Below are 23912 nucleotides of genomic sequence, written 5' to 3' on the forward strand. Positions count from 1 at the left end.
GCCGGGCGCAACCGTTGCCCGCCCCGGCGTGTTGTTCGTGTCATGAGTGTCGCATTCGTCAAAGAGCCCGAGGGCGGGGAAGCGTTCGAGAATCTGCCCGACAGGCCGATCTCGCCCCACGCCAACTTCGTCACGCCCGAGGGCCTCGCCCAGATCGAGGCCGAGGTCGCCCGGCTCGAAAAGGAGGTCGCCTCCCTGGATCCGGCCGACAAGGCCGAGGATTCGCGGATCGGGCGGGACCTCCGCTATTGGGCCTCGCGCAAGAACACCGCGCAGCTCGTGGAGCCCATGGGCGGTGAGACGGTGCATTTCGGCGCCACGGTCACGGTGGTCCGCGAGGACGAGGCCGGCAAGGAAACGCGTCAGACTTTCCGCATCGTCGGTGAGGACGAGGCCGACCCGCACAAGGGGTCGATCTCCTATGTGGCCCCCCTGGCCCGCGCCATCACCGGCAAGGGCGTCGGTGACGTCGCCGAGGTGAACGGCCACGAGATCGAGATCGCCGAGATCAAGGCCTGACGGCCCGGGCCGCCATGGCTCTCCTGCGCGGCTTGGGCTTCCCTCGCCCGTCCTGACGGGCGATTGAGCGGCCGGGCGTCCTTTCGGGCGCACGCCGCAGAGGAGATCCCGCAATGGCAAAGATCCTGGTACTCTATTACTCGACCTACGGCCACGTGGAGACGATGGCCTATGCCGTCGCCGAGGGCGCCCGCGAGACCGGGGCCGAGGTCGTGGTGAAGCGCGTGCCGGAGTTGGTGCCCGAGGAGGTCGCCCGGCAGGGCCATTTCAAGCTGGACCAGCAGGCGCCCATCGCCACGGTGGCCGAGCTGCCCGACTACGACGCGATCATCTTCGGCACGCCCACCCGCTACGGCAACATGGCCTCGCAGATGAAGCAGTTCATCGACCAGACCGGCGGCCTGTGGCTGAAGGGGGCCTTCGTGGGCAAGGTCGGTTCGGTGTTCACCTCGACCGCCTCGCAACATGCCGGGCAGGAAACGACCCTGACGAGCTTCCACACGGTGCTGTTCCACCTCGGGATGGTGGTGGTGGGCCTGCCCTACTCGTTCCAGGGTCAGGCCGGGCTTGAGCAGGTGAAGGGCGGCACGCCCTACGGCGCCAGCACGCTGGCCGATGGCGATGGTTCGCGCCAGCCGAGCCCCATCGAACTCGAGGGCGCCCGCTTCCAGGGCCGGCACGTCGCCGGCATCGCGGCCAAGCTCGCCTAGACCACACACCCCACGCCGCCATCGGACGGGCAGCGAGGCGACCCATCGGGACGCGCCGCGCTGCCCTGGGTCGCGTCGCTGGGCTCGCGATGACGGGGAAGGGGAATCGCAGGCCGCGCCGTCTTTGCGAGCGGAGCGAAGCAATCCAGGGCTGCGCCGCGTTCGGAGGCGTCCCGCTGCCCTGAGTCGCGTCGCTGCGCTCGCGATGATGGGGAGGGGGATCGCAGGCCGCGCCGTCTTTGCGAGCGGAGCGAAGCAATCCAGGGCTGCGCCGCGTTCGGAGGCGTCCCGCAACCTTGAGTGGCGTCGCTGCGCTCGCGATGACGGGGAGGGGGATCGCAGGCCGCGCCGTCTTTGCGAGCGGAGCGAAGCAATCCAGGGCTGCGCCGCATTCGGAGGCGTCCCGCTGCCCTGGGTCGCGTCGCTGCACTCGCGATGACGGGGAGGGGGATCGCAGGCCGCGCCGTCTTTGCGAGCGGAGCGAAGCAATCCAGGGCTGCGCCGCGTTCGGAGGCGTCCCGCTACCCTGGGTCGCGTCGCTGCGCTCGCGATGACGGGGAGGGATGATCGCAGGCCGCGCCGTCTTTGCGAGCGGGAGCGATGGAACCGATGCGCGCCGTCGGGCGGCGTCTCGCGCCAGCCATGCGGACAAGAAAAAAGGCTCGGATTGCTCCGAGCCTGAAAAGGTTGAAGGCCGTATGGGGGCTGAGTGGCCTTCCTGACAGTGAGAACGGAGGCGGTGCCCGGTGGTTCCACGGCCCCCGAGAAAAAATCAGCGGGGGGCCGCCGCACGGCCGAGGCGGTCGCGGATCGCCTCGCCGAGCCCGTCCGGGGGGATGGGGACGACGGCGATGGTCGGGGCGCCCGACGCATCCAACTCGCGCAGGGCCCCGAACAGGCGGGCCGCCGCCTCGGCGGGGTCGCCGGAGGCGCTGAGGTTCAGGCGGGCGCGGGCCTGCCCGTGATTCTCCGGCAGGTAGGAGCCGAACAACAGCAGCGCCTCGCCGTCCTCGACGCGGGTGGCGTCGAGGCGCACGCGGGCATTCGGGGCGTAGTGCGACGCCAGTAGCCCAGGGCCCACGGGGGCCTCGGCCGCGCCCGCCTCCGGCCCGGCGGGGTCGTAGCCGAGGATGGCGCTGAGACGGGCGCGGGTGACGCCCCCCGGCCGCAACAGCCGCGCCTTTCCGCCGAGGCAGGCGACGACGGTCGATTCGAGGCCGATGCGCGTGTCGCCCCCGTCGAGCACCGCGGCGATGCGCCCGCCGAGATCCTCCAGCACGTGCGCCGCCCGGGTCGGGCTCACCCGGCCGGACCGGTTGGCCGAGGGGCCGGCGAGGGGGCGGCCGAAGGCGGCGAGCAGGGCGCGGGTGGGCGCGCTGTCGGGCACCCGCAGGGCGACGCTCGGCAGGCCGGCGCGGGCGAGGTCGCAGACCCGCGTCCGGGCGGTGGCCGGCACGACGAGGGTGAGGGGGCCGGGCCAGAAGGCGTCCGCGAGGCGCGCCGCCTCCTCGCCGAACGCGCCCTGCTCCCGTGCGGCATCGCCATCGTGGACGTGGGCGATGAGCGGGTTGAAGCTCGGGCGCGCCTTGGCCGCATAGATCGCGGCCACCGCGGCGGGGTCGGTGGCGTCGCCGCCGAGGCCGTAGACCGTCTCCGTGGGGAAGGCCACGAGCCGCCCCTCGCGCAGGAGCGCCGCCGCCTCGGACAGGCCGGCGGCGTCGGGCGCCAGCAGTCGGGTTCCGGCCAGGACCGTTGACCCGGGGTCACGCATGCGGGATGCCATCTCCGGCGGCCTCGTGCCGCCACGCAGGGTTGATGATGCCGACCGCCGTAGCGCCCGCGGCGGGGCGGGGTCAAACCTGCGGCCAAGCCGGGAGGACATGAGATGAGCTACCGCGCCCCCGTCGCCGAGATGCTGTTCACCCTGCGCCACGTCGCGGGGCTGGAGGGGATCGACCCCGAGGACGCGCAGGCGATCCTCACCGAGGCCGGGCGCATCGCCGCCGACGTCCTGGCCCCCCTGAACCGGGTGGGCGACCGGCACGGGACGCCCTTCGCGGACGGCCGCGTGACCACGCCGCCGGGCTGGCGCGACGCCTACGCCACCTTCACCCAGGGCGGCTGGAACGGCCTCTCGGCCGACCCCGACCATGGCGGCCAGGGCCTGCCCAAGGCGATCGAGGCGGCCTGCACCGAGATGTGGAACGGGGCGAACCTCGCCTTCGGCCTGTGCCCGCTCCTGACCCAGGGCGGGATCGAGGCGCTCTCCGCCCACGGCGCGGAGGACCTGAAGGCGCGCTACCTGGAAAAGCTGATCACGGGCGAGTGGCCGGCGACGATGAACCTCACCGAGCCGCAGGCGGGCTCGGACCTCGCCCTGCTCCGCACCCGCGCCGAGCCGGTCGGCGACGGCCGCTACAGGATCACCGGGTCCAAGATCTACATCACCTACGGCGAGCACGACCTGGCGGAGAACATCGTCCACCTCGTCCTCGCCCGGCTCAGGGACGCGCCGGCCGGCACCCGCGGCATCTCCCTGTTCCTCGTCCCCAAGATCCTGCCGGACGGGACGGCGAACGACCTGCGCTGCTCGGGCATCGAGCACAAGCTCGGCATCAACGCCTCGCCCACCTGCTCCATGGCCTTCGGCGACCGGGGCGGGGCCACCGGCTGGCTGATCGGCCAGGAGAACAAGGGGCTGGCCTGCATGTTCACGATGATGAACGCGGCAAGGCTCGGCGTCGGCGTGCAGGGCGTCGGCGTGGCGGAGGCGGCGACGCAGAAGGCGTTGGCCTACGCGGCCGAGCGGCGCCAGGGGAAGGCCATCGGCTCCGCCGAGGCCACGAGCCCGATCCTCGCCCATCCCGACGTCCAGCGCATGCTCCTGACGATGAAGGCGTATACGGTGGCGGCGCGGAGCATCTGCTACCTCACCGCCGCCGCCCTGGACGCCGCCCATGGGCCGGAGGGGCGGGCGGCCCATGACCGGGCCTCGCTCCTCACCCCCGTGGCGAAGGCGTTCTCCACCGACCTCGCCAACGAGGTGACCTCGCTCGGGGTGCAGGTCCACGGCGGCATGGGCTTCGTGGAGGAGACCGGCGCGGCGCAGCTCATGCGCGACGCGCGCATCCTCGGCATCTACGAGGGCACCAACGGCATCCAGGCCATCGACCTTACCGCCCGCAAGCTCCCGTCGAACGGCGGCGCGACGGTGCGGGCGCAGATCGCCTGGATGCGCCGGGCCGCCGAGGGCCTGCTGAAGAATCCCGAGCCCGCCTTCGGCCACATGGCGGCCCGCCTGCGCGGGGGCATCGAATCCCTCGACCGGGCGACCAGCCATCAGCTCGCGGCCCTGTCCTCGAACCGGCCGGAGGCGGCGCTCGCCGGGGCCGCGCCGTACCTGCGGCTGTTCGGGCTCGTGCTCGGCGGCGCCTGCCATGCCCGTGCCGCCCTCGCGGCGGCGGCGGCGCGCAAGGCGGGCGAGACCGACCCGGCCCATGCCGCCCGCATCGCGCTGGCCCGCTTCTACGCCGAGAACCTGCTGACGGCGGCCGGCGGCCTGGAGGACACGGTGCGCGGCGGCGCGGCCTTCACCGAGGACGCCGCCCTGGCGCTCGCCGTCTGAGGACACGCGACATGACCGACCACATCACGGTGTCCGACGGCGGGAACGGCGTCCGCCTCCTCACCATCGCGAGGCCGCAGAAGAAGAACGCCCTGACCGGCGCGATGTACGACGCCCTGCGCGTCGCCCTGGAACAGGCCGATGCCTCGGGCGCCATCCGGGCGGTGGTCTTTGCCGGGCAACCCGGCATGTTCAGCGCCGGGAACGACCTGTCGGACTTCCTCGCCCAGCCCGGACGCGGCTTCAGCGACACCCCGGCCCTGCGCTTCATCCGGCAGCTCGCCCGCACGGAGACGCCGATGGTCGCGGCGGTGGAGGGGATCGCGGTCGGCATCGGCGCGACCCTGACCCTCCACTGCGACCTCGTCTACGCCAGCCCGTCGGCCCGGCTGCGCATGCCCTTCGTGGAACTCGGCCTCGTGCCCGAGGCGGCGTCGAGCTATCTGCTGCCGCTCCGCGTCGGGCGGCTGAAGGCCACGGAGCTGCTCCTCCTGTCGGAGATCCTGGATGCGGACGGGGCGCACGCCCTCGGCCTCGTCAACGCGGTGATTCCCGCCGACATGCTGCTGGAGCATGCCCTGTCGCAGGCCGCCCGCCTCGCGGCCCTGCCGCAGGGGGCGCTCGCCGCCTCGCGGAGGCTGATCCGTGGGGACCGGGAGCGGGTCGAGGCGGCCCTGGACGCCGAGGCGGAGGCCTTCGACGCGCAGCTGCGATCACCCGAGTCGCAGGAGCGGCTCAACGCCTTCCTGTCGCGCCCGCGTCCGGCCTGATCCGTGGCCGCGCCCGACCTTTCGCACAGGATCTGCCTCGTGGCCGGGGCGTCGCGGGGCGTCGGGCGGGGGCTCGCGCAGGCGCTGGGGGAATGCGGTGCCACGGTGATCGTCACGGCCCGGTCGAGCGAGACCGGGCCACGCACGGAGATGCGCGCCGAGGCGGTGGAGGACACCGCCCGGATGATCGACCTCGCCGGGGGCAGGGGGCACCATTACCTGTGCGACCACCGCTCCGAGCGGGCCACGGACGAGATGGTCCACTGGGTGCTGCGCCGGTTCGGCCGGATCGACGTGGCCGCCTGCGCCGTCTGGGGCGGCAACGAGGGGTTCGACGGGGAGCGCTACGCCGACGGCACCGCCTGGGGCACGCCGTTCTGGCGCCGCTCGGCCGAGCCCTACCTCGCCCTCATGCAGGCGGGGCCGGTGCCCGCCCTGATCCTCGCCCGCGCGGTGGCGCCGGCCATGGTCGCCGCCCGGTCGGGGCTCCTCGCCCTGGTCTCGTTCGGGACGGAGGAGTCCTATCTCGGCGACGTGTTCTACGATTGCGCCAAGGCGGCGGAGAACCGCCTCGCCTTCGCGTTCGCGCAGGAGCTCGGCCCCTGCGGCGTGACGGCGCTCGGCCTCTCGCCCGGGTCGGTGGCCACCGAGCGGGCCCGGGAGATCGGGCGCGACGGGCCCGGCAGCGAGACGCCGCTCTACGCCGGGCGCGCCCTCGCGGCGCTGGCCGCCGACCCCCATGTCGGCGCCTACGCCGGCCAAGTGCTGCATGCCGGCGACCTCGCCCGGCGCTATGGATTCACCGATGCGGATGGGACGAGGCCCGAGCGCCTCCGCGTCGGGGAATGACGGCGCCCGCGCAAAACGGCCTCATTTCCAACGCATGTCGTCACCGGTCGGGGGCGGCCTAGTGTCCGGCGGGAAACTCCCCATGTCCCGAGCAGCGAGGAACAGATGACCCCCATGTCGGACGCGAACACGGCTCCGCGGGTGCTGCTCGTGTTCCCGAAGTTTTACGAAAACTCGATGTGGAACTTCAAAGAGGCGATGGAGATCCAGGGCGCCAAGGCGGCCGCGCCGCCGCTCGGCCTCATCACCCTGGCCGCCATGCTGCCCGCGGCGTGGCAGATCGGCCTCGTCAACAGCAACTGCGAGCCGCTCACCGACGAGGCGATCCGCGGGGCCGACCTCGTGATGACCGGGGGCATGCTGCCCCAGGAGCCGGATTGCCTGGAGATCATCGAGCGGTGCCGCACCATCGGCACCCCCGTCTGCGTCGGCGGCCCGGCCCCGACCTCGACGCCGGAGGTCTACGACCGGGCCGATTTCATCGTCGCGGGCGAGGCCGAGGGCATCCTGCCGGAATTCGTCGCCGCCTGGGAGCGGGGCGAGCGCACGGGGCGGTTCACCGCCGCGAAGTTCAAGGCGGACGTCACCGCGAGCCCGATCCCCCGCTTCGACCTGCTGACCTTCAGCCAGTACCTCTACATCGGCGTCCAGTTCTCCCGCGGTTGCCCGTTCACCTGCGAGTTCTGCGACATCATCGAACTCTACGGCCGCGCCCCGCGGACCAAGACCACGCCGCAGATGCTGGCGGAGCTGGAGCGGCTGTTCTCCCTCGGCTACCGGGGGCATGTCGATTTCGTCGATGACAACCTGATCGGCAACAAGAAGGCGATCAAGCTGTTCCTGCCCCACCTGATCGTCTGGCAGGAGGAGCACGGCTACCCGTTCAAGTTCTCCACCGAGGCGTCCCTGAACCTCGCCGACGATGACGAGCTCCTCGACCTGATGCGGCGGGCGAACTTCTTCGCCCTGTTCACCGGGATCGAGACGCCCGACGAGGCGACGCTGATCCAGACGCAGAAGAAGCAGAACACCAAGCGCTCGATCGCCGACAGCGTGCACAAGCTCTACGCCGCGGGCATGTTCGTCACGGCGGGCTTCATCGTCGGCTTCGACAGCGAGAAGGACAGCATCACCAAGGCGATGACGACCTGCATCAGCGATACGGGAATCCCGATCGCCATGGTGGGGCTGCTGTTCGCGCTTCCGAACACGCAGCTGTCGCGCCGGCTCCGCAAGGAGGGGCGGCTCTACGTCGATTACGCCGTCACCACCTCCGACCAGGGCGATCAGTGCACGCAGGGGCTCAACTTCGTGACCCTGCGCCCGCAGCGGGACGTGCTGATGGATTACCGGGGCGTGCTGGAGGAGATCTACGACCCGAAGTCGTTCTTCGACCGCGTGCGGGAGCTGGGCCGGCGCCTCGACCGCCCGAGCTTCGCCGCGCAGAACATCCGCTGGGGCGCGGTGGCCAAGGATCTTGTGTCCCTGACGCGCATCATGTGGCGGGTGAGCGTGAAGCGGCCGGAGCTGGCCAAGCACGCCTGGGGCGCCTTCTTCGAGACCGCCCGGCGCAACCCGGCCGCCCTGGAGGCGGTGGTGACCAACATCGTGATCTACCTCCACGTCTATCCGTTCTCCCGTTACGTGATGAAGGAGATCGACTCCCGGATCGAGGCCATCGATGCGGGGCGCTGGGTGTCGCCGCCGGTCCTGCCGCTGGAGGAAGTGAACACCGCCCCGGCCCGGGTCGGGCGGCCCGCCGTGGAGCATTTCGCCGCCGTCGCCTGAGAGGAGGCGGGGGGCGCATCCGGAGGATCGCCGCCCCCCGCGGGCTCGAGGGGGAGCCGGCCCACCGGATGGTTCTTCCGGTGCCGTGACAAATTGTCAGCCCGAGGCTAAGCTTGTGGGGACGCACGCATCGTAGTGCGGTCCTGCAAGCAGTCGGGAGGTCTGAGAGTTTATCAATGGCAGGCCAGAAGACAGACCAGCGTGACGTCTACATCGGTCAGCGCATCGCCGAGCAACGGCGGAAGGCGTCCCTGACCCAGCGCAGGGTCGCGCAGAGCTTCGGCATGTCTGCGGCGCAGCTTCAGAAATATGAGAAGGGGACCAACCGCATCAGCGCGGTCCATCTCGACATCTTCTCCCGCATGATCGGCGTCCCGATGGAATACTTCTTCCGGGGGATGCCCCAGGGCGAGGAGGGCGGCCAGGACGGTTTCGCCGAGGAGGCGCAGACCCCCTTCGCCGAGGGTGGCCTGACGGGCCTGGCGGAACTCGTGGGCCGGCACATCAACGAGACCTTCACCGACGAGACGCGCCGCGACATCGCCGCCGCCGTCCACATCCTGGAGCGCCGCCTGCGCGGCTGATCCGGCGCGCCGCCTGCCCGTGTCGTCCTTTATAACGAACGGATTCGGCGCATCGGCTTGACCCTCCGACAGGCGGGTGGGAAAAGCCCGGCTTCATGGGGTGCGGAACGGCAAGGGCCGGACGCCCGCGACCGGAAGGCGACGAGACCACCGATGGCGCGTTCAAACTACCTTTTCACCAGCGAATCGGTGTCCGAAGGGCACCCCGACAAGGTCAGCGACCGCATCTCCGACACCGTGGTGGACGCCTACATCGCGGCGATGCCGGAGGCGCGGCTCGGCGTCGAGACACTGACGACCACGAACCGCGTCGTCATCGCCGGTGAGGTCCGCGGCCCCGACTCCGTCACCTTCAAGGACCTGGAGGAGCTGACCCGCGCGGCCGTGAAGGACATCGGCTACGAGCAGGACGGCTTCCACTGGAAGAACAACGAGGTGCAGATCTACCTGCACGCCCAGTCCGCCGACATCGCCCAGGGCGTGGACGCCGCCGGGAACAAGGACGAGGGTGCCGGCGACCAGGGCATCATGTTCGGCTACGCCTCCGACGAGACCCCGGAGCTGATGCCCGCGCCGCTCTTCTATGCTCACAAGATCCTCAAGGACCTCGCCGATGCCCGCAAGGGCAAGGACGGCGACGCGGCCAAGCTCGGCCCGGACGCCAAGAGCCAGGTGACGGTGCGCTACGACAACGGCCGTCCGGTCGAGGTCACGCAGATCGTCCTCTCGACGCAGCACCTCGACGAGGCGCTCGATTCGGCCGAGGTGCGCGCCATCGTGGAGCCCTACATCCGCAAGGCGCTGCCGGCGGGCTGGATCAACGAAGGCACCGTCTGGCACGTGAACCCCACGGGCAAGTTCGTCATCGGCGGCCCGGACGGCGATTGCGGGCTCACCGGCCGCAAGATCATCGTGGACACCTATGGCGGCGCGGCGCCCCACGGCGGCGGCGCCTTCTCGGGCAAGGATCCGACGAAGGTGGACCGTTCCGCCGCCTACGCGGCCCGCTACCTCGCCAAGAACGTCGTGGCCGCCGGCCTCGCCTCGCGGGCGACGATCCAGCTCTCCTACGCCATCGGCGTCTCCAAGCCCCTGTCGATCTACGTCGATCTGCACGGCACGGGGAAGGTGGACGAGGCCAAGCTCGAAGGCGTCCTGATGGATGCCATCGACCTCTCGCCCCGCGGCATCCGCACCGCCCTCGGCCTCAACAAGCCGATCTACGCGCGGACCGCCGCCTACGGGCATTTCGGGCGGGCGCCCGAGGCGGATGGCGGCTTCTCCTGGGAGCGCACCGACCTCGCCGACAAGCTCCGTTCGACCCTCGCCTGACCCCGCCATGACCGGGGGGGCGGAGGTCCCTCCCGCGCTGGAGGGTGAACACGATGACGGCTTGGAGGAGGAACGCGCCTTCTTCGGCCGTCGCAAGGGCAAGCGCCTGCGGGACGCGCAGGAGATCCGCCTCGAAACCCTGCTGCCGGCCCTGAGGATCGACCTGCCGCCGGGGGGCGGCCGGATCGATCCCCTGACCCTGTTCGGGCAGATGGATGCCCCGCCGGAGGAGATCTGGCTCGAGATCGGCTTCGGCGGCGGCGAGCATCTCGCCGCCCGCGCAGCCGCTCACCCACGAATCGGCTTCATCGGCGCCGAGGCCTTCGTGAATGGCGTGGTGAAGCTCCTCGCCGATATCGAGGCGCGGGGCCTGCGCAACGTCCGCGTCCGCGACGGCGACGTGGCGCCGCTTCTCGCCCGCCTGCCGGATGCCTGCCTCGGGCAGGTCAGCCTGCTCTATCCCGATCCCTGGCCGAAGCGGCGGCAGCGCAAGCGGCGCTTCGTCTCCGACGAATCCCTCGCCCAGATCGCCCGCCTCCTGAAGGATGGCGGCGTGTTCCGCTTCGCCAGCGACATCGACGATTACGCCGGCTGGACCCTGGCGCGGGTCGCCCGCTGCCCCGATCTGCGCTGGGAGGCGGCCACCTCGCGCGACTGGCTCCAGCCGTTCCCCGGCTGGCCCGGAACCCGCTACGAGGCGAAAGCTCTCCTGACTGGACGGCGCCCCACTTACTTGGAATTTTCCCGAATTCCCCGCTGACAACTTTGATCCACGGCACGGTCAGCCTTGCCGCCGCCACGCTTGAGCCCCATCCTGAGGGCGCGGCATAGCTGGATATTGAGACGGCCCAGGACTGTCGGTCCAGCCGAGCCGCGCGTCCGAGGGCTCCTGGCGTGACCGGAAGGGCAGAGCACGATCCCATCACGGGCCACGCCCGGCGCACCGCGTTCGACGGTGCCCTCGTGGGGCTTGCCCTCCTGTCGGGGGATGGCGACACCGTGTGCGTCGCCAACCCGGCCCTGCACGCCCTCCTGGGCCGGCCCCCCGGCAGCCTCGACGGGGCGCCCGTGGCGGACCTCGCCGGGGACGCCGCCGCCCTGCATTCCGGTATCCGCGTCTGGCGCCGGGCGGACGGGGTGGAGATCGACGTCCGGGTGAGGCGCTCCGGCGAGACCCTCGTCGTGGAAGCGGTGGACGCCGACGAGGCCGCCCATTCCGACGCGAACCGTGACGCCATGGCCGCCGCCGGCCTCGGCGAATGGCGCTGGGACCGGGCGCGCGGCGTCATCACCCTCTCCCATCGCGCCGCGCGCATCCTCGGCCAGCCGCCGGGCCGCTCGGTGACCTGGAGCGTGCTGCGGCCGTTGCTCACCGAACCCCAGCGGGTCTCGCGCCTGGTGGCGGAGGCGGTGGAGAACCAGGAGCCCTGCCGGTTCGAGACAAACCTCGCCATCGAGGGGCGGGGCATCGTCGTGCAGGTCTCGGGGCAGGCCCTGACGGACGAGGCGGGCCACTTCGTCGGCATGGTCGGCGTGGTGCAGGACATCACCACGCGGATCGAGACGCGCAGCGAGTTGCAGGCCCACGACCACCGCCTGCGCGCCGCCACGGCGGTGGCCAAGCTCGGCATCTTCGAGTGGCACATGCTCGATGACCACGCCGTGTGGGAGAACGACCGGATGTTCGAGATCTTCGGGCACGCCCCCGAGGACGGCACCATCGGCAAGACCGAGTTCCTGAGCGGCATCCTCCATCCGGACGACCGGGCCGCCGTGCGCAAGGCGATCTCCGCCGCGCTGCGCGAGGACCGGGACCTGCACATCAGCGGCCGCATCCGCCGCAAGTCGGACGGGGCGTGGCGGACCATCGACATGGCGGGCCGGTTCGAGCGCGACGCCCCCGATCGCCTGCCCCGTCGCTTGATCGGCGTGGTTGCCGACGTCACCGACCGGCGGCTGGCCGAGGAGCGGCAGACCCTGCTGATCCGCGAGTTGCACCACCGGGTGAAGAACACCCTGGCCACCGTGCAGGCCATCGTCGGCTCCACGGCCCGCACCGCCACGGACATCGACAGCTTCTACGAGGCCTTCGTCGGCCGCATCAAATCGCTGGCCCACACCCATTCGGTGCTCACCGAGGCGACGTGGCAGACCGCCTCCCTCACCGGCCTCCTCGTCAACGAGTTGCGCCCCTATGCCGAGGTGGCCGAGGCGGGGGGCGAGGACGGCAGGATCGTCCTCGACGGCCCGGCCATCGACCTGCCCTCCGACATCGCCGTGCCGGTGGGCATGGCGATCCACGAACTCACCACCAACGCCGCCAAGTACGGCGCGCTCTCCAACCGCGTCGGGCGCGTCACCGTCGCCTGGGATCTGGAGCCGGGGGGCCCGGCCGGCACCCTGCGCCTCACGTGGCGGGAGACCGGCGGCCCGCGCGTCCAGCCGCCCCGCCGCCAGGGCTTCGGTTCGCGGCTGCTGCACCGGGTGCTCATCACCCAGGTGCAGGCCGAGGTGACGACCGATTATGCGCCGGACGGCTTCTCGCTCACCATGCGCGCGCCGCTGCCGGTGCGGAACGCGAGCCTCAACCCGCTGGCGTGAGGCGGGCCACCACGTCGGCATGGACGAGGAGAACGGGGCGAACGCCCTGCGTCCCGGCTTCGTCCCCCGCGAAGGAGCCGGGAATCGCCCGGCGCCATTGACATCCCCGCCGCAGCGCAGCATATGGGGACCGCAGCGTCAGCGGCCGCATCGACGGACCGCCTGAGGGGGCTGCGTGACGGACGGGCTCAAGCGCCGCGGTCCGGCCCCCCTCTTCATAACGTGATGCACCCGGACGGCCCCATCACGCGGGCTTTCCCCACTGGATGGACCGCCTTTACGGCACCGCCGCGTTTCGCGCGGTGCGGCTGGTCCTGCTGCGACGGATACCCCTTTGACCCAATTCATCGATTTCGGCCTCGCCACGCCCGTGCTTCGGGCGCTCGAGGAGGCCGGCTACTCCACGCCGACGCCGATCCAGGCGCAGGCGATCCGCCCCGCCATGGAAGGCCGTGACCTCTGCGGCATCGCCCAGACCGGCACCGGCAAGACGGCCGCCTTCGCCCTCCCGATCCTCCATCGCCTCAGCCTCGAGGATCGCCGCCCGCCCCGCCGCGGCTGCCGCGTCCTCGTGCTCTCCCCGACCCGGGAGCTCGCCAACCAGATCGCCGATTCGTTCTCCGAGTACGGCAAGCACCTGCGCTACACGAACACCGTGGTGTTCGGCGGCGTCACCATCGGCCGCCAGGAGCGGGCGCTGGCGCCGGGCGTCGACATCCTCGTCGCCACGCCGGGCCGGCTCATCGACCTCGTCGACCGCCGCTCCCTGACCCTCGAAGGGGTCGAGATCCTCGTCCTCGACGAGGCCGACCAGATGCTCGACCTCGGCTTCATCCATGCCCTGAAGCGCATCGTGCGGATGCTGCCCGCGAAGCGCCAGAGCCTGTTCTTCTCGGCCACCATGCCGAAGAACATCGCCGGCCTCGCCGCCCAGTACCTGAACGATCCGGTGCAGGTGGCGGTGACGCCCGTGGCCACCACGGCCGAGCGCGTGGAGCAGCAGGTGATGTTCGCCCATACCGGCGCGAAGCAGGCCCTCCTCGCCCACATCCTGCGTGATCCGGCCATCGACCGGGTGCTGGTCTTCACCCGCACCAAGCACGGCGCCGACCGGGTGGTGCGTGGCCTCGACAAGGCCGGCATCGCGGGCGCCGCCATCCACGGCAACAAGAGCCAGCCGCAGCGCGAGCGGGCCCTCCAGGCCTTCCGCGACGGCGAGTGTCGGGTGCTGGTCGCCACCGACATCGCCGCCCGCGGCATCGACGTCGATGGCGTCAGCCACGTGGTGAATTTCGACCTGCCGAACGTGCCGGAGAGCTACGTCCACCGGATCGGCCGCACGGCCCGGGCCGGGGCGACCGGGCTCGCCATCTCGTTCTGCAACGACGAGGAGCGCGCCTACCTCCGCGACATCGAGCGGCTGACCCGCCAGAAGGTGCCGGTGGTCGGCTTCCCCGAGGGCTTCGTGGCCCCGTCCGGTGAGGCCGCGGCCGAGATCGCCCGCGAGGAGGCCCGTCGCCCCCCGCGCCAGCAGCAGCAGCCCCGCGGCGGCCGTCCCCAGGAAGGGCGAGGCCGTCCCGGCCAGGGTCGTCCCCAGCAGGGTCGCCCGCAGCAGCCGGGCCGCCCCCAGCAGGGCCGTCCCGAGGGCGGTCGTGGCACCGGCGCCGGCCAGGGTCAGGCGCCGCGCCCGGCCCAGGGTGCCAATGCCGGGCAGCCGGGCCGCGACGCCCGCGGTGATCGCACGGCGCGCCCGCAGCAGCCGCGCTCCGGCCGGGACAACCGTCCCCGCCAGGGCGAGGCCGCCGGCCGCGGCAGCAACGACGGGCGCAGCATCGGCTGGCTCGACCGCGCCCCGCGCTCGTAACCGGTGACGCCCGCCGTCTTCCGGCGGGCGGCTTCGTTCTTATCTTGAGATGATCCGGCCGCGGGGGATTCCCGTCGCGGTCGTCTCACGGGAGATGACGATGCGCTTCGAACTCTACCGGGATGCCGGCGGCCAATGGCGCTGGCGCCTGCGTGCCCGCAACGGCGAGATCGTCGCCGAATCCGGAGAGGGCTATGTCCGCCGGGAGGATTGCGAGCACGGCATCGGCCTCGTGCGCCAGAGCGCCGAGGCGAAGACCGTCGACATGACGGCGCAGATCGCCTGAGCTTCCTCCGTCCAGCGTCCCCCGTTTTCCCCCGCCGCCCGCGGACCCCTCCGGCGGCGCGACGGGGTGCGGACGCGCGCCGGCCCGTGCGGGACGACCGGGCGCGACCCGCCTGACATCGTCACGCCATCGCTCCGTGCCACCCGTGCGTCCCCGGGCATCCTGCGCTATGATGCCGGCCCGGTACGGTGGGCGACAGATCCTGCCGACCGCGAGGAAACGCGGAACCATCGCCATGAACGATATCGCCGAGCGCGCGGCGCAGGCGCGGACGACGCGCGACCTCTGGCAATCGATCCCGCTCGACTGCATCCTGTGCGCCGTGTTCGTGTTCGCTGCGGCGGGACTCACGCTCGCCGGGGTGTTTCCCTGAGGGCGGCCAGGGGGATGGTCATGCAGGTTTCGAGCATCGCGGAACAGGGCGCTGCGGCGCCCGCGGAGCCGGAGGAGGCGCCCCAGGGCGATCTGACGGTCCGCACCATCGCCATGCCCGCCGACACCAACGCCAACGGCGACATCTTCGGCGGCTGGGTGCTGTCGCAGATGGACCAAGCGGGCGGGATCGCCGGGGTGGAGCGGGCGCGCGGCCGGGTCGTCACCGTGGCCCTCGACGGCATGACCTTCCTGCGCCCCGTCTCGGTGGGCGACGTGCTCTGCGTCTACACGCGGGTCTCGCATGTCGGCCGCACCTCGATGAAGATCGAGGTCGAGGCCTGGGCGCGGCGCTTCCGCACCCAGAACCGCGAGCGGGTGACGCGGGCGATCTTCACCTTCGTCGCCATCGACGACGAGGGCCGCCCGCGCCCGATCCCTACTTGATCACGCCGCAGGCGATGCGGTCGCCCGCCCCGCCGATCGGCTGGGTGGTGTGATCGTCCTCGTTGGCGTGGATGATCAGGGCCGAGCCGTCGCCGTCCTTCAGGCCGCCCTCGCCGGTGAGCGCCGTCTCGGAGGAGACTTCGGCATTCACCGAACCGTCCTTGTTGGCGAAGATGTTCGGCAGATCGCCCTCGTCGGGCCCGTCCGGGTTGAGCAGGCCGTGCTTGCTCTGGTCGTGGTTCACATGGGCCTTGGAGTTCATGAACTTCGGGTCGGAGCAATCGCCGACCGCGTGGAAGTGGATCCCGTGCCAGCCGGGGGGCAGGCCGCCGGGCTGGACGGTCACGCGCATCACCAGGGTGTTCGCCCCGTCGCGGATCGACAGCGTGCCGATCGTGTCGCCCTTGGCGTTCTTGACCGGGCTCTCGAAGGTTTCGGGCGTGGCGGGTTTGGCCGCGTCCTTGGCGGGCTCCTGTGCGAGGGCCCCCCCTGCGGTGAGACTTCCCAGCAGCGCGAGCAGCGTCAGCGTGCGTGTCATGCAATAGCCCTCTTCCCTGGTCGCGGTTAGGTAGGGGTCTTAGGCGGCGCCGACAGGGTTTGGATGGAATCCGCCGCCGCGGAACCGGAGAGCGATGAGCCGCGAGCGCCAGAGGGCCGACCTGTTCCTGGTGGAGCACGGCCATTTCGAGAGCCGGGCCCGGGCGCAGGCGGCCATCCGGGCCGGGCTCGTCCGGGTGGACGGGCGGCCCCTGAGCCGCGCGTCCGAGACAATCCCCCCCGGTGCCGCGGTCGAGGCGCGGCCGGAGCATCCCTTCGCCTCCCGCGGCGGCCTGAAACTCTCCGCCGCCCTCGATTCCTTCGGGATCGACCCGGAAGGCCTGCGCTGCCTCGATGTCGGCGCCTCCACGGGGGGCTTCACCGACGTCCTGCTCACCCGCGGCGCGGCCCATGTCCACGCGGTCGATGTCGGGCGCGACCAGCTCCATCCGCGCCTGCGGGGGGACCCGCGGGTGACGAGCCGCGAGGGCATCGACATCCGCAGCCTCGCCCCTGGCAGCCTCGATCCGCTACCGCAGCTCGCGAGCGTGGACGTGAGCTTCATCTCCCTCCGCCTCGTCCTGCCGGCGCTGCCGCCTCTGCTCGCTCCCGGCGCCGTCCTCGTGGCGCTGATCAAGCCGCAATTCGAAGCCGGCCGGGAGCGGGTCGGCCGGGGCGGGATCGTCCGCGACGGGCAGGTCCACGCGGAGGTCTGCGCGGCGGTGAGGGCTCTCCTGGAGGAGCGCGGGGCGACGATCCTCGGGCTCGTTCCGTCCCCCGTCGAGGGCGGGGACGGCAATACCGAATTCCTGATTGGGGCGATGCTGCCGTGACCGAGACCGTCGAGATTCTGCGCCTGGGCGCCCGCGGCGACGGCATCGCCGCGGACGGGACGCCCGTGCCCTACACCCTGCCGGGGGAGCGCGCGGAGATCCGCCGGGAGGGCCAGCGCGCCGAGCTCCTGGCCATCGCGCAGCCCGCGCCGGAGCGGGTGGAGCCGTTCTGCCCCTACTTCATGCGCTGCGGCGGCTGCCGCACCCAGCACCTCGCCCGGGAGGCCGAGCTCGCCTGGAAGCGGGGCATCGTCGCCAACGGTCTCGCCCAGGCGGGGGTGGCCGTCGCGCCGGAGCCGGCGGTCGATGCCCACGGGGTGGGGCGGCGGCGGATCACCCTGCATGTCCGCCTCGTCGAGGGCCGCACCGAGGCCGGGCTGATGGCCGCCCGCAGCCACGCCCTCGTGAACCTCGACCTCTGCCCGATCACCGTGCCCGCCCTCCACCGGGCTCCGGATGTCGCCCGCGCCCTGTCCGTCCCCATCGGCGGCGGCCGCAAGCCCCTCGACGTGGCCGTGACCGAGACCGACCAGGGGCTCGACGTCGACCTGCGCGGCCACGGGCCGGTGGCGCCCGGCCCCCTCGCCGCCCTGGTCCGCGTCGCGGGGGAACTCGGCCTCGCGCGGCTGTCGCTGCATGGGGAGCGGGTGATGGAGGCCGAGCCGGTCAGCGTCGCGGCGGAGGGCGGGCGTCTCTACCCCGCGCCCGGCGGGTTCCTCCAGGCGACGGCCTCGGGCCAAGCGATCCTCACCGGCCTCGTCGTCGAGGCCCTCGGGCCGCGGGCCCGGCGGGTGGCCGACCTGTTCTCCGGCTGCGGCCCCCTGGCGCTGGCCGCGGCCCGGAAGGCGACGGTCCACGCCGTCGAGAGCGAGGCGTCGGCCCTGGCCGGGCTCGACAGGTCGGCACGGGTGGCGAGCGGCCTCCGGCAGATCACGATGGAGCGGCGCGACCTGTTCCGCCGCCCCCTCCTGCCCATCGAGCTGAACACCTACGACGCGGTGGTGTTCGATCCCCCCCGGGCCGGGGCCGAGGCGCAGGCGAAGCACCTCGCCGCCTCCAAGGTGCCCCTCGTCGTCGGCATCTCCTGCGACGCCGGCACGTTCGGCCGGGACGCCGCCACCCTGGTGGCGGGCGGCTACAGGCTGGAGCGGGTCACGCCGGTCGATCAGTTCCGCCATGCCGGCCATATCGAGATGGTCGGCGTGTTCCGGCGGGAGAAGGCCCGGCGCTGAGGGCACGCAACTCCGCCGGGCATCGCACGTTCTGCCGGCAACGGAGATACGACGATGGCGCGCAACACCCTTTTCCTGCTGATCGGTACGCTCATCCTGCCCGCCCCGGCCCTCGCGCAGGGCCGCGTGGCGCCCTACGAGACCGGGACCGGCGGCGGCCCCGGCTCGACCATCACGGCGCCCTACACCAACACCCTGGGCGTCACGAAGCCGCCGGGCACGTCCCTCGGCCCCGGCGAGGTCGCCCCGCCGCAGGAGCGCCAGAAGGAGCGGGCCGTCACGAACCGGATCGAGGACAGCATCTGCGACGGCTGCAACTGATCCCCGCCCCGTCCCCGCGGACGGCGTGAGGCGGTCCGGGGCGGCGGCACGCCGTCGGCCCCCGAACCTGCCCCGATCTCTTCACCGCGCCGGCGGGGGCGGGCGCGGCGATCACGGAAGCGTTGTCACGGAACCTTCAAGAAACGGCGCCACATCCCCCCGGCCCCTTGCACCGCCCGCCCGCCTGCGGGATGCGGGGCCGACCGATGCCGCCGCACCCCTGAAGAGATTCCCGCGTGATCTTCATCCATCAGCCCGTCACGGAGGCGGGGCAGCACCTTCTCGAACGCCGGGCCGTCCAACTGCAGGACGTGATCCCCGACGACACCCTCTGGCTCGACCTCATCCGGCCGACCCGGGAGGAGGAGCTGAAGGTCGAGGAATTCGCGGGGATCGAGGTGCCGACCCGCGAGGAGATGAAGGACATCGAGCCCTCCGAACTCCTCTACGTCGAGGACGGCGCCCGCTACATGACCGGCCGGGTCCTGTCGAAGGTCAGCGAGGCGGAGGAGCCGGGGCTCGCCGGCATCACGTTCATCCTGCGGGGCAACCGCCTCATCACCGTCCGCCACGAGGAGCCCCAGGCGTTCCGGATGTTCGCCCAGCGGGCGGGCCGGGCGACGAGCGGTCATAGCCACGCGGTGGTCGCCTCGGGGGATGCGATCCTCGCCGGCCTGATCGAGGCGGTGATCGACCGGGCGGCGGACGTGCTCCAGCTCCAGGGCGAGCGGATCGACCGCCTGTCCGGCTCGATCTTCGAGGTGCAGGACGATCCGAGCGCCCGCAACACCGCCCTTCAGGACACCCTGCGGGCGCTCGGCCGGCATGGGGACCTGATCTCCAAGCAGCGCGAGAGCCTCGTCTCCATGGAGCGCATCCTGCTCTCGCTCTCGGCGACCTACCGGACCAACAAGGCCCCCCGCGACCTGCGCGAGGACGTGCGCTCGACCCTGCGCGACCTCCAGTCCCTGGAGGAGCACGCCACCTTCCTTTCGACCAAGATCCAGTTCCTGCTCGACGCGACCCTCGGCCTCGTCAACCTGGAGCAGAACAACATCATCAAATTGTTCTCGGTGATGGCCGTGGTGTTCATGCCGCCGACGCTCATCGCGTCGATCTACGGCATGAACTTCAAGACCATCCCGGAGCTCGACTGGTCCTTCGGCTATCCGATGGCGGTGGTGATGATGGTGGTGGCGGCCGTGCTGCCCTACGCCTTCTTCCGCTGGAAGAAGTGGCTGTGACGAACACCATCGGATAGGCGCGTCACGACGCTGTCGCGCGGACTTGCCATAGGGCGCTCTTCACCACGAGGAAGAGCCCATGGCCCTGGACCGTCGCCGTTTCGTCCTCACGGGGGCCTCCGGCCTCGTCGGCGCGAGCCTCGGGCTGGGCAGGCCCTACCTCAGCCGCGCCGCCGACCGGCCCGCCCTCTCGCACGGGCTGCAATCCGGCGATGTCGGCAGCGATACGGCGATGGTCTGGGCGCGGGCCGACCGGCCCTGCCGGGCGATGATCGAGTGGTCGACCACCGAGAGCTTCGCGCAGGTCCGGGGCGGCGTCTTCGCCGACGCCCTGCCCGAGACGGACGGGACGGTGAAGGTCGCCCTCGAAGGCCTGCCCGCCGGCCAGGACATCTTCTATCGGGTCAGCCTCCAAGACCTCGCCGCCCCGACGATCCGCAGTCCGGGACAGGTCGGCCGCTTCCGCACGGCACCGGCCGACCGGCGCTCGGTGTCGTTCTGCTGGTCGGGGGACACGGCGGGCCAGGGCTGGGGGATCGACGAATCCCGTGGCGGCATGACGATCTATTCGGCCATCGCCAGGAACCGGCCGGACTTCTTCCTCCATTCCGGCGACACGATCTACGCCGACGGGCCGATCCAGGCCGAGGTGAAGCTGCCCGACGGCACCCTGTGGCGGAACCGCGTGACCGAGGAGGTCTCGAAGCCGGCCGAATCCCTCGCCGAGTTCCGGGGTCGCTACAAATACAACCTGCTCGACAGAAACCTGCTTGCGCTGAACGCGCAGGTTCCGATGCTGGCGCAATGGGACGACCACGAAGTCACCAACAACTGGTGGCCCGGCGAGCCCACGACCCGCGCCGAGCACCTGCGGAAGAAATACGCCGACCCGAACGTCCTGGCGCTGCAGGTCCGCGCGGCCCGGGCCTTTCACGAATACATGCCGATGCGCTTCGATCCGGCGGAGCCGGGGCGCGTCTACCGCAAGATCTCCTACGGGCCGCTGGTCGACGTGTTCATGCTCGACATGCGCAGCTATCGCGGCGCCAACGGCGAAAACCGCCAGACGGAGTACGGGCCGGATTCCTACTTCCTCGGCCCCCAGCAGCTCGCGTGGCTGAAGCGGGAACTGGTCTCGTCGCGGGCGACGTGGAAGGTGATCGCCGCCGACATGCCGCTCGGCCTCGTCGTCGTCTACGACACCGACCGCAACTTCGGCTCCGAGGCCGTGGCCCAGGGCGACGGCCCGGCCCTCGGCCGCGAATTGGAGGTCGCCGACCTTCTGCGCTTCATCAAGGCGGCGGGGGTGCGCAACACCGTGTGGCTGACGGCGGACGTCCACTACACGGCGGCCCATTACTACGACCCGAACAAGGCGCAGTTCCAGGATTTCGAGCCGTTCTGGGAGTTCGTCTCGGGCCCGCTCCATGCGGGCACCTTCGGGCCGAACGCCCTCGACAACACCTTCGGCCCGCAGCTGCGCTACGTGAAGGCGCCGCCGGCGGGGCAGGTGAACGTCTCCCCGGCGGCGGGCCTGCAGTTCTTCGGCCACGTCGCGGTGGACGGGCGCACGGAGCAGATGACCGTGACCCTGAAGGACGCCGCCGACACCGACCTGTGGCATGTCACCCTCGACCCCGCGCGGGGGTGAGGGCGGCGCTGCTCAGGCGGTGGTGATGTACTCGCGCAGGGCCTGGTGCTCGGCCTCGACGGTGGCGATGCGGCGCGCCACCACGTCGCCGATGGAGACGATGCCGACGAGGCGTCCGCCCTCGCAGACCGGGATGTGGCGGAAGCGGCCGTTGGTCATCAGCTCCATCACGTCCTCGGTCGTCGCCGAGCGGTTGCAGGTCGTCACGTGGGCCGTCATGTGGTCGCCCACCGGGGCATCGAGGGCTGAGGCCCCGAGCCGGGCCAGGGCGCGCATGATGTCCCGCTCGGACACGATGCCGGCCACCGTGCCGTCGGCATGGGCCACCACGAGGGCGCCGATCCGCTTCTCCGCCAAGCTGTGAATGACGTCCCCGAGAGTCTTGTCCGGGCTCACGGTGGCCACGGCCGTTCCCTTGTCTGCCAGGATCCGCGCGACGGTCATCAATTCCTCCCTGCAAGCGGGCTTCACCGATCCGGGCCGGGTTGGTCCCCGGCTCCGTCGATTGCGGCGAGTGTGTGGCCGTTCCCGCCCGCTGGCAAGGCCGCCGCCGTCAGTGCACGGCGGGGCTCCTCCGGTCGAACAGGGGGAACAGCAGGAAGCCGACGACGAAGCCGCCCAGATGCGCGTCCCAGGCGATGCCCGCGCTCTCGGCGCCCAGCGGCAGGCTGACGAGGCCGAACAGCAGGTTGGTGACGAGCCAGATCGCCAGGAACGCCACCGCCGTCCGGTTGCGCAGCAGCTCGGGGATCGTCTCGGCCGGGCGGTGCGGCGGCACCTGCCAGGACGGGCCGCCATAGGCGGAGACCGGCGGCTGGAACACGAACCGCGCCGCCGCGGCCATCAGCGCCGAGATCCCCGCCGAGGCGCCGACCAGGGGCGTGGCGCTCAAGGGATCGATGACGATGTGGAGCAGCCCCCCGGCGACGACACCGGTGAGGGCGATGACGCCGTAGCGCCATGCCCCGCAACGCCGGGCGACCGGCGTGCCGAAGGCGGCGAGCCACACGCTGTTGAAGATCACGTGCATCCACGACCCGTGCAGCAGCGCGTAGGTCGCCAGCGTCCAGGGCTCCAGGCTCTGCTGGCCGGTGACGTAGCGGGCGAAGGCCTCGCGCAGGGCGCCGTTCTCCGGGTCGCCCGCCCCGGCGGCCTGGATCACCGCCCCGGCCTGCGCCGGATCGAACCACACGGTCCACCGGGCCGGCACCAGGGCGAGGCCCAGCACCACCTCGATGTCCCGGGCATCCGGGAGCAGGTACTCGCGAATCGCCTGGATCGCGAGAATCACTGCGATGGAGGCGGTGACGATTCCCGGCATGTTGAAGACCGGGGCGCGGCTTTGGCGCGGGAAGTGGGGTGAAGCGTCCATTCTTCCACATGTTGTCATAGGGGCCGGCCGGACAACCCCGCATGGCGATCGCGGCCGGGCCGGCGGGCGCAACCCCTTCGCGGAGTTGTGTTGTGCGGCCGTACACAAGCTTCAGTGGCGGTCAACCTTAACCAAAGCTCAACTCGTCGGATGCATCGGCCCGACCGAGGGCATAGGGATTGCGGAATGGGCCGGTAACCGCACGACGCGCGGTCCGAGACGTCTTCCCAACGTCTCGGAACGGGCATCGGCAAGGCACATTTGTACCGATCCGGGACAGACATGAAGCATCCCACGAGCCATCTGCTTCACGCTTACTGGGAAAAACTCAGGGGCGACCGCGCCGCACCCGAGCGGGCCGAGATCGAGCCTGGGGAGATCCGCCACCTCCTGGCGGACAGCCTGATCCTCGAACTCGACGTGCCGGCGCGCTCGGCCGTCATCCGCCTCGCGGGGACGCGGGTCTGCGCCCTCTACGGCCGGGAGCTGCGCGGCCAGTCCTTCGATGCCCTGTGGGGCGACCGGGCCTGCGACGCGTGGCGCCTCGCCGAGACCGTCGCCCTCGACACGCTCGGCGTCGTGGCCGGGCTGCGCGGGGTGAACCGTGCCGAGGAGGGGGTGGACCTCGAACTGCTGCTGCTCCCCCTCCGGCACCGGGGCCGCCCCCATGTCCGCGCCCTCGGGGCCCTGAGCTTCACCGGCGCGCCGGCCTGGCTCGGCCTCAAGCCGGTGGTGCGGGCGGAGACGACCTCCCTGCGCATCCTCGCGCCGCGCCCCCGGAACGCCCGTCCGCCCGCCGCCGGGGCCGGGGAGGGGATGCGGCGCCCCCTGCTGCCGGACGCCCCGATCCGCCGCGGCCACCTGCTGGTCCATCCCGGCGGCCGGGCCTGACGGTCCGGTCTGAATATCGTCAAGCAGTCGACATGCAACGCCGTATCGAAGGCTTTCCGTAACCGATCATCGTCTACATTGCCG

Annotated in this window: 24 protein-coding genes; 20 read left to right on the forward strand and 4 right to left on the reverse strand. The window is 71.6% G+C overall.

The annotated features are described in order from the left end of the window. The first annotated feature begins 42 nt into the window (after nucleotides 1–42). Both greA and wrbA read left to right on the forward strand, forming a co-directional pair. The gene (gene greA, locus MKK53_RS01980) at nucleotides 43–519 is read left to right on the forward strand and encodes a transcription elongation factor GreA (protein WP_243926375.1); all 477 of its coding nucleotides are present in this window, start codon (nucleotides 43–45) and stop codon (nucleotides 517–519) included. A 113-nt stretch (nucleotides 520–632) separates the two neighbouring features. Next, nucleotides 633–1229, forward strand: a complete 597-nt coding sequence (gene wrbA / locus MKK53_RS01985; RefSeq protein ID WP_243926377.1) for an NAD(P)H:quinone oxidoreductase — start codon at nucleotides 633–635, stop codon at nucleotides 1227–1229. A 772-nt stretch (nucleotides 1230–2001) separates the two neighbouring features. Here wrbA and MKK53_RS01990 read toward each other — a convergent pair. Next, the gene (locus MKK53_RS01990) at nucleotides 2002–3000 is read right to left on the reverse strand and encodes an L-threonylcarbamoyladenylate synthase (RefSeq protein ID WP_243926379.1); all 999 of its coding nucleotides are present in this window, start codon (nucleotides 2998–3000) and stop codon (nucleotides 2002–2004) included. A gap of 114 nt (nucleotides 3001–3114) precedes the next feature. On the opposite strand from MKK53_RS01990, the gene MKK53_RS01995 reads away from it, so the two are divergent. The 12 genes from MKK53_RS01995 to yciA all read left to right on the forward strand — a co-directional run bounded on the left by MKK53_RS01995 (nucleotide 3115) and on the right by yciA (nucleotide 15747). Continuing rightward, a complete protein-coding gene (locus MKK53_RS01995; RefSeq protein ID WP_243926381.1) occupies nucleotides 3115–4854 on the forward strand; it encodes an acyl-CoA dehydrogenase in 1740 nt (579 codons plus the stop codon). An 11-nt stretch (nucleotides 4855–4865) separates the two neighbouring features. Further along, nucleotides 4866–5624 carry an enoyl-CoA hydratase-related protein gene (locus MKK53_RS02000; RefSeq protein WP_243926383.1) on the forward strand — a complete coding sequence of 253 codons (759 nt, stop codon included), beginning with the start codon at nucleotides 4866–4868 and terminating at the stop codon, nucleotides 5622–5624. 39 nt (nucleotides 5625–5663) lie between these two features. Next, nucleotides 5664–6473 (forward strand): SDR family NAD(P)-dependent oxidoreductase, encoded by an 810-nt coding sequence (locus tag MKK53_RS02005; protein WP_243926503.1) that lies wholly within the window; start codon nucleotides 5664–5666, stop codon nucleotides 6471–6473. 114 nt (nucleotides 6474–6587) lie between these two features. Beyond that, a complete protein-coding gene (locus MKK53_RS02010; RefSeq protein WP_243926505.1) occupies nucleotides 6588–8261 on the forward strand; it encodes a B12-binding domain-containing radical SAM protein in 1674 nt (557 codons plus the stop codon). Nucleotides 8262–8437: 176 nt separating this feature from the next. Then, the gene (locus tag MKK53_RS02015; RefSeq protein ID WP_243926385.1) at nucleotides 8438–8845 is read left to right on the forward strand and encodes a helix-turn-helix domain-containing protein; all 408 of its coding nucleotides are present in this window, start codon (nucleotides 8438–8440) and stop codon (nucleotides 8843–8845) included. 153 nt (nucleotides 8846–8998) lie between these two features. Next, nucleotides 8999–10177 (forward strand): methionine adenosyltransferase, encoded by a 1179-nt coding sequence (metK, locus tag MKK53_RS02020; RefSeq protein ID WP_243926387.1) that lies wholly within the window; start codon nucleotides 8999–9001, stop codon nucleotides 10175–10177. Between the two features lie 7 nt (nucleotides 10178–10184). Continuing rightward, a complete protein-coding gene (locus tag MKK53_RS02025; protein WP_243926389.1) occupies nucleotides 10185–10937 on the forward strand; it encodes a tRNA (guanine(46)-N(7))-methyltransferase TrmB in 753 nt (250 codons plus the stop codon). A 134-nt stretch (nucleotides 10938–11071) separates the two neighbouring features. Beyond that, on the forward strand, nucleotides 11072–12778 hold the full coding sequence (locus tag MKK53_RS02030; RefSeq protein WP_243926391.1) for a sensor histidine kinase: 1707 nt from the start codon (nucleotides 11072–11074) through the stop codon (nucleotides 12776–12778). 334 nt (nucleotides 12779–13112) lie between these two features. Next, nucleotides 13113–14642: a DEAD/DEAH box helicase gene (locus tag MKK53_RS02035; RefSeq protein ID WP_243926393.1), complete on the forward strand. Its 1530-nt coding sequence runs from the start codon at nucleotides 13113–13115 to the stop codon at nucleotides 14640–14642. Nucleotides 14643–14742: 100 nt separating this feature from the next. Then, the gene (locus MKK53_RS02040) at nucleotides 14743–14928 is read left to right on the forward strand and encodes a YegP family protein (RefSeq protein ID WP_243926395.1); all 186 of its coding nucleotides are present in this window, start codon (nucleotides 14743–14745) and stop codon (nucleotides 14926–14928) included. Between the two features lie 235 nt (nucleotides 14929–15163). Further along, nucleotides 15164–15301, forward strand: a complete 138-nt coding sequence (locus MKK53_RS02045; protein ID WP_243926397.1) for a hypothetical protein — start codon at nucleotides 15164–15166, stop codon at nucleotides 15299–15301. A gap of 20 nt (nucleotides 15302–15321) precedes the next feature. Then, complete coding sequence (yciA, locus tag MKK53_RS02050; RefSeq protein WP_409564255.1) at nucleotides 15322–15747, forward strand: acyl-CoA thioester hydrolase YciA; 426 nt, start codon at nucleotides 15322–15324, stop codon at nucleotides 15745–15747. Here yciA and MKK53_RS02055 read toward each other — a convergent pair. Continuing rightward, entirely contained in the window at nucleotides 15740–16285 is a 546-nt protein-coding gene (locus MKK53_RS02055) for a superoxide dismutase family protein (RefSeq protein ID WP_243926399.1), read from the reverse strand. The genes yciA and MKK53_RS02055 overlap by 8 nt on opposite strands. Before the next feature lie 94 nt (nucleotides 16286–16379). On the opposite strand from MKK53_RS02055, the gene MKK53_RS02060 reads away from it, so the two are divergent. The 5 genes from MKK53_RS02060 to MKK53_RS02080 all read left to right on the forward strand — a co-directional run bounded on the left by MKK53_RS02060 (nucleotide 16380) and on the right by MKK53_RS02080 (nucleotide 21565). Then, on the forward strand, nucleotides 16380–17117 hold the full coding sequence (locus MKK53_RS02060) for a TlyA family RNA methyltransferase (RefSeq protein WP_243926401.1): 738 nt from the start codon (nucleotides 16380–16382) through the stop codon (nucleotides 17115–17117). After that, on the forward strand, nucleotides 17114–18349 hold the full coding sequence (locus MKK53_RS02065; protein ID WP_243926404.1) for a class I SAM-dependent RNA methyltransferase: 1236 nt from the start codon (nucleotides 17114–17116) through the stop codon (nucleotides 18347–18349). Before MKK53_RS02060 ends, MKK53_RS02065 begins: the two co-directional genes overlap by 4 nt. A gap of 54 nt (nucleotides 18350–18403) precedes the next feature. Then, on the forward strand, nucleotides 18404–18670 hold the full coding sequence (locus MKK53_RS02070; protein ID WP_243926406.1) for a hypothetical protein: 267 nt from the start codon (nucleotides 18404–18406) through the stop codon (nucleotides 18668–18670). Nucleotides 18671–18906: 236 nt separating this feature from the next. Beyond that, nucleotides 18907–19914 (forward strand): magnesium transporter CorA family protein, encoded by a 1008-nt coding sequence (locus MKK53_RS02075; protein ID WP_243926408.1) that lies wholly within the window; start codon nucleotides 18907–18909, stop codon nucleotides 19912–19914. 79 nt (nucleotides 19915–19993) lie between these two features. Continuing rightward, nucleotides 19994–21565: an alkaline phosphatase D family protein gene (locus MKK53_RS02080; RefSeq protein ID WP_243926410.1), complete on the forward strand. Its 1572-nt coding sequence runs from the start codon at nucleotides 19994–19996 to the stop codon at nucleotides 21563–21565. 12 nt (nucleotides 21566–21577) lie between these two features. On the opposite strand, the gene MKK53_RS02085 is transcribed toward MKK53_RS02080, so the two are convergent. Together MKK53_RS02085 and MKK53_RS02090 are read right to left on the reverse strand one after the other, a co-directional pair. Next, on the reverse strand, nucleotides 21578–22009 hold the full coding sequence (locus MKK53_RS02085) for a CBS domain-containing protein (protein ID WP_243926412.1): 432 nt from the start codon (nucleotides 22007–22009) through the stop codon (nucleotides 21578–21580). 109 nt (nucleotides 22010–22118) lie between these two features. Then, nucleotides 22119–22937: a rhomboid family intramembrane serine protease gene (locus tag MKK53_RS02090; RefSeq protein WP_243926414.1), complete on the reverse strand. Its 819-nt coding sequence runs from the start codon at nucleotides 22935–22937 to the stop codon at nucleotides 22119–22121. Between the two features lie 282 nt (nucleotides 22938–23219). On the opposite strand from MKK53_RS02090, the gene MKK53_RS02095 reads away from it, so the two are divergent. Continuing rightward, entirely contained in the window at nucleotides 23220–23828 is a 609-nt protein-coding gene (locus MKK53_RS02095; protein ID WP_243926416.1) for a PAS domain-containing protein, read from the forward strand. Nucleotides 23829–23912 lie beyond the last annotated feature (84 nt).

Origin of the sequence: Methylobacterium sp. J-076, assembly GCF_022829405.1 — a bacterium.
Lineage (GTDB): Bacteria > Pseudomonadota > Alphaproteobacteria > Rhizobiales > Beijerinckiaceae > Methylobacterium.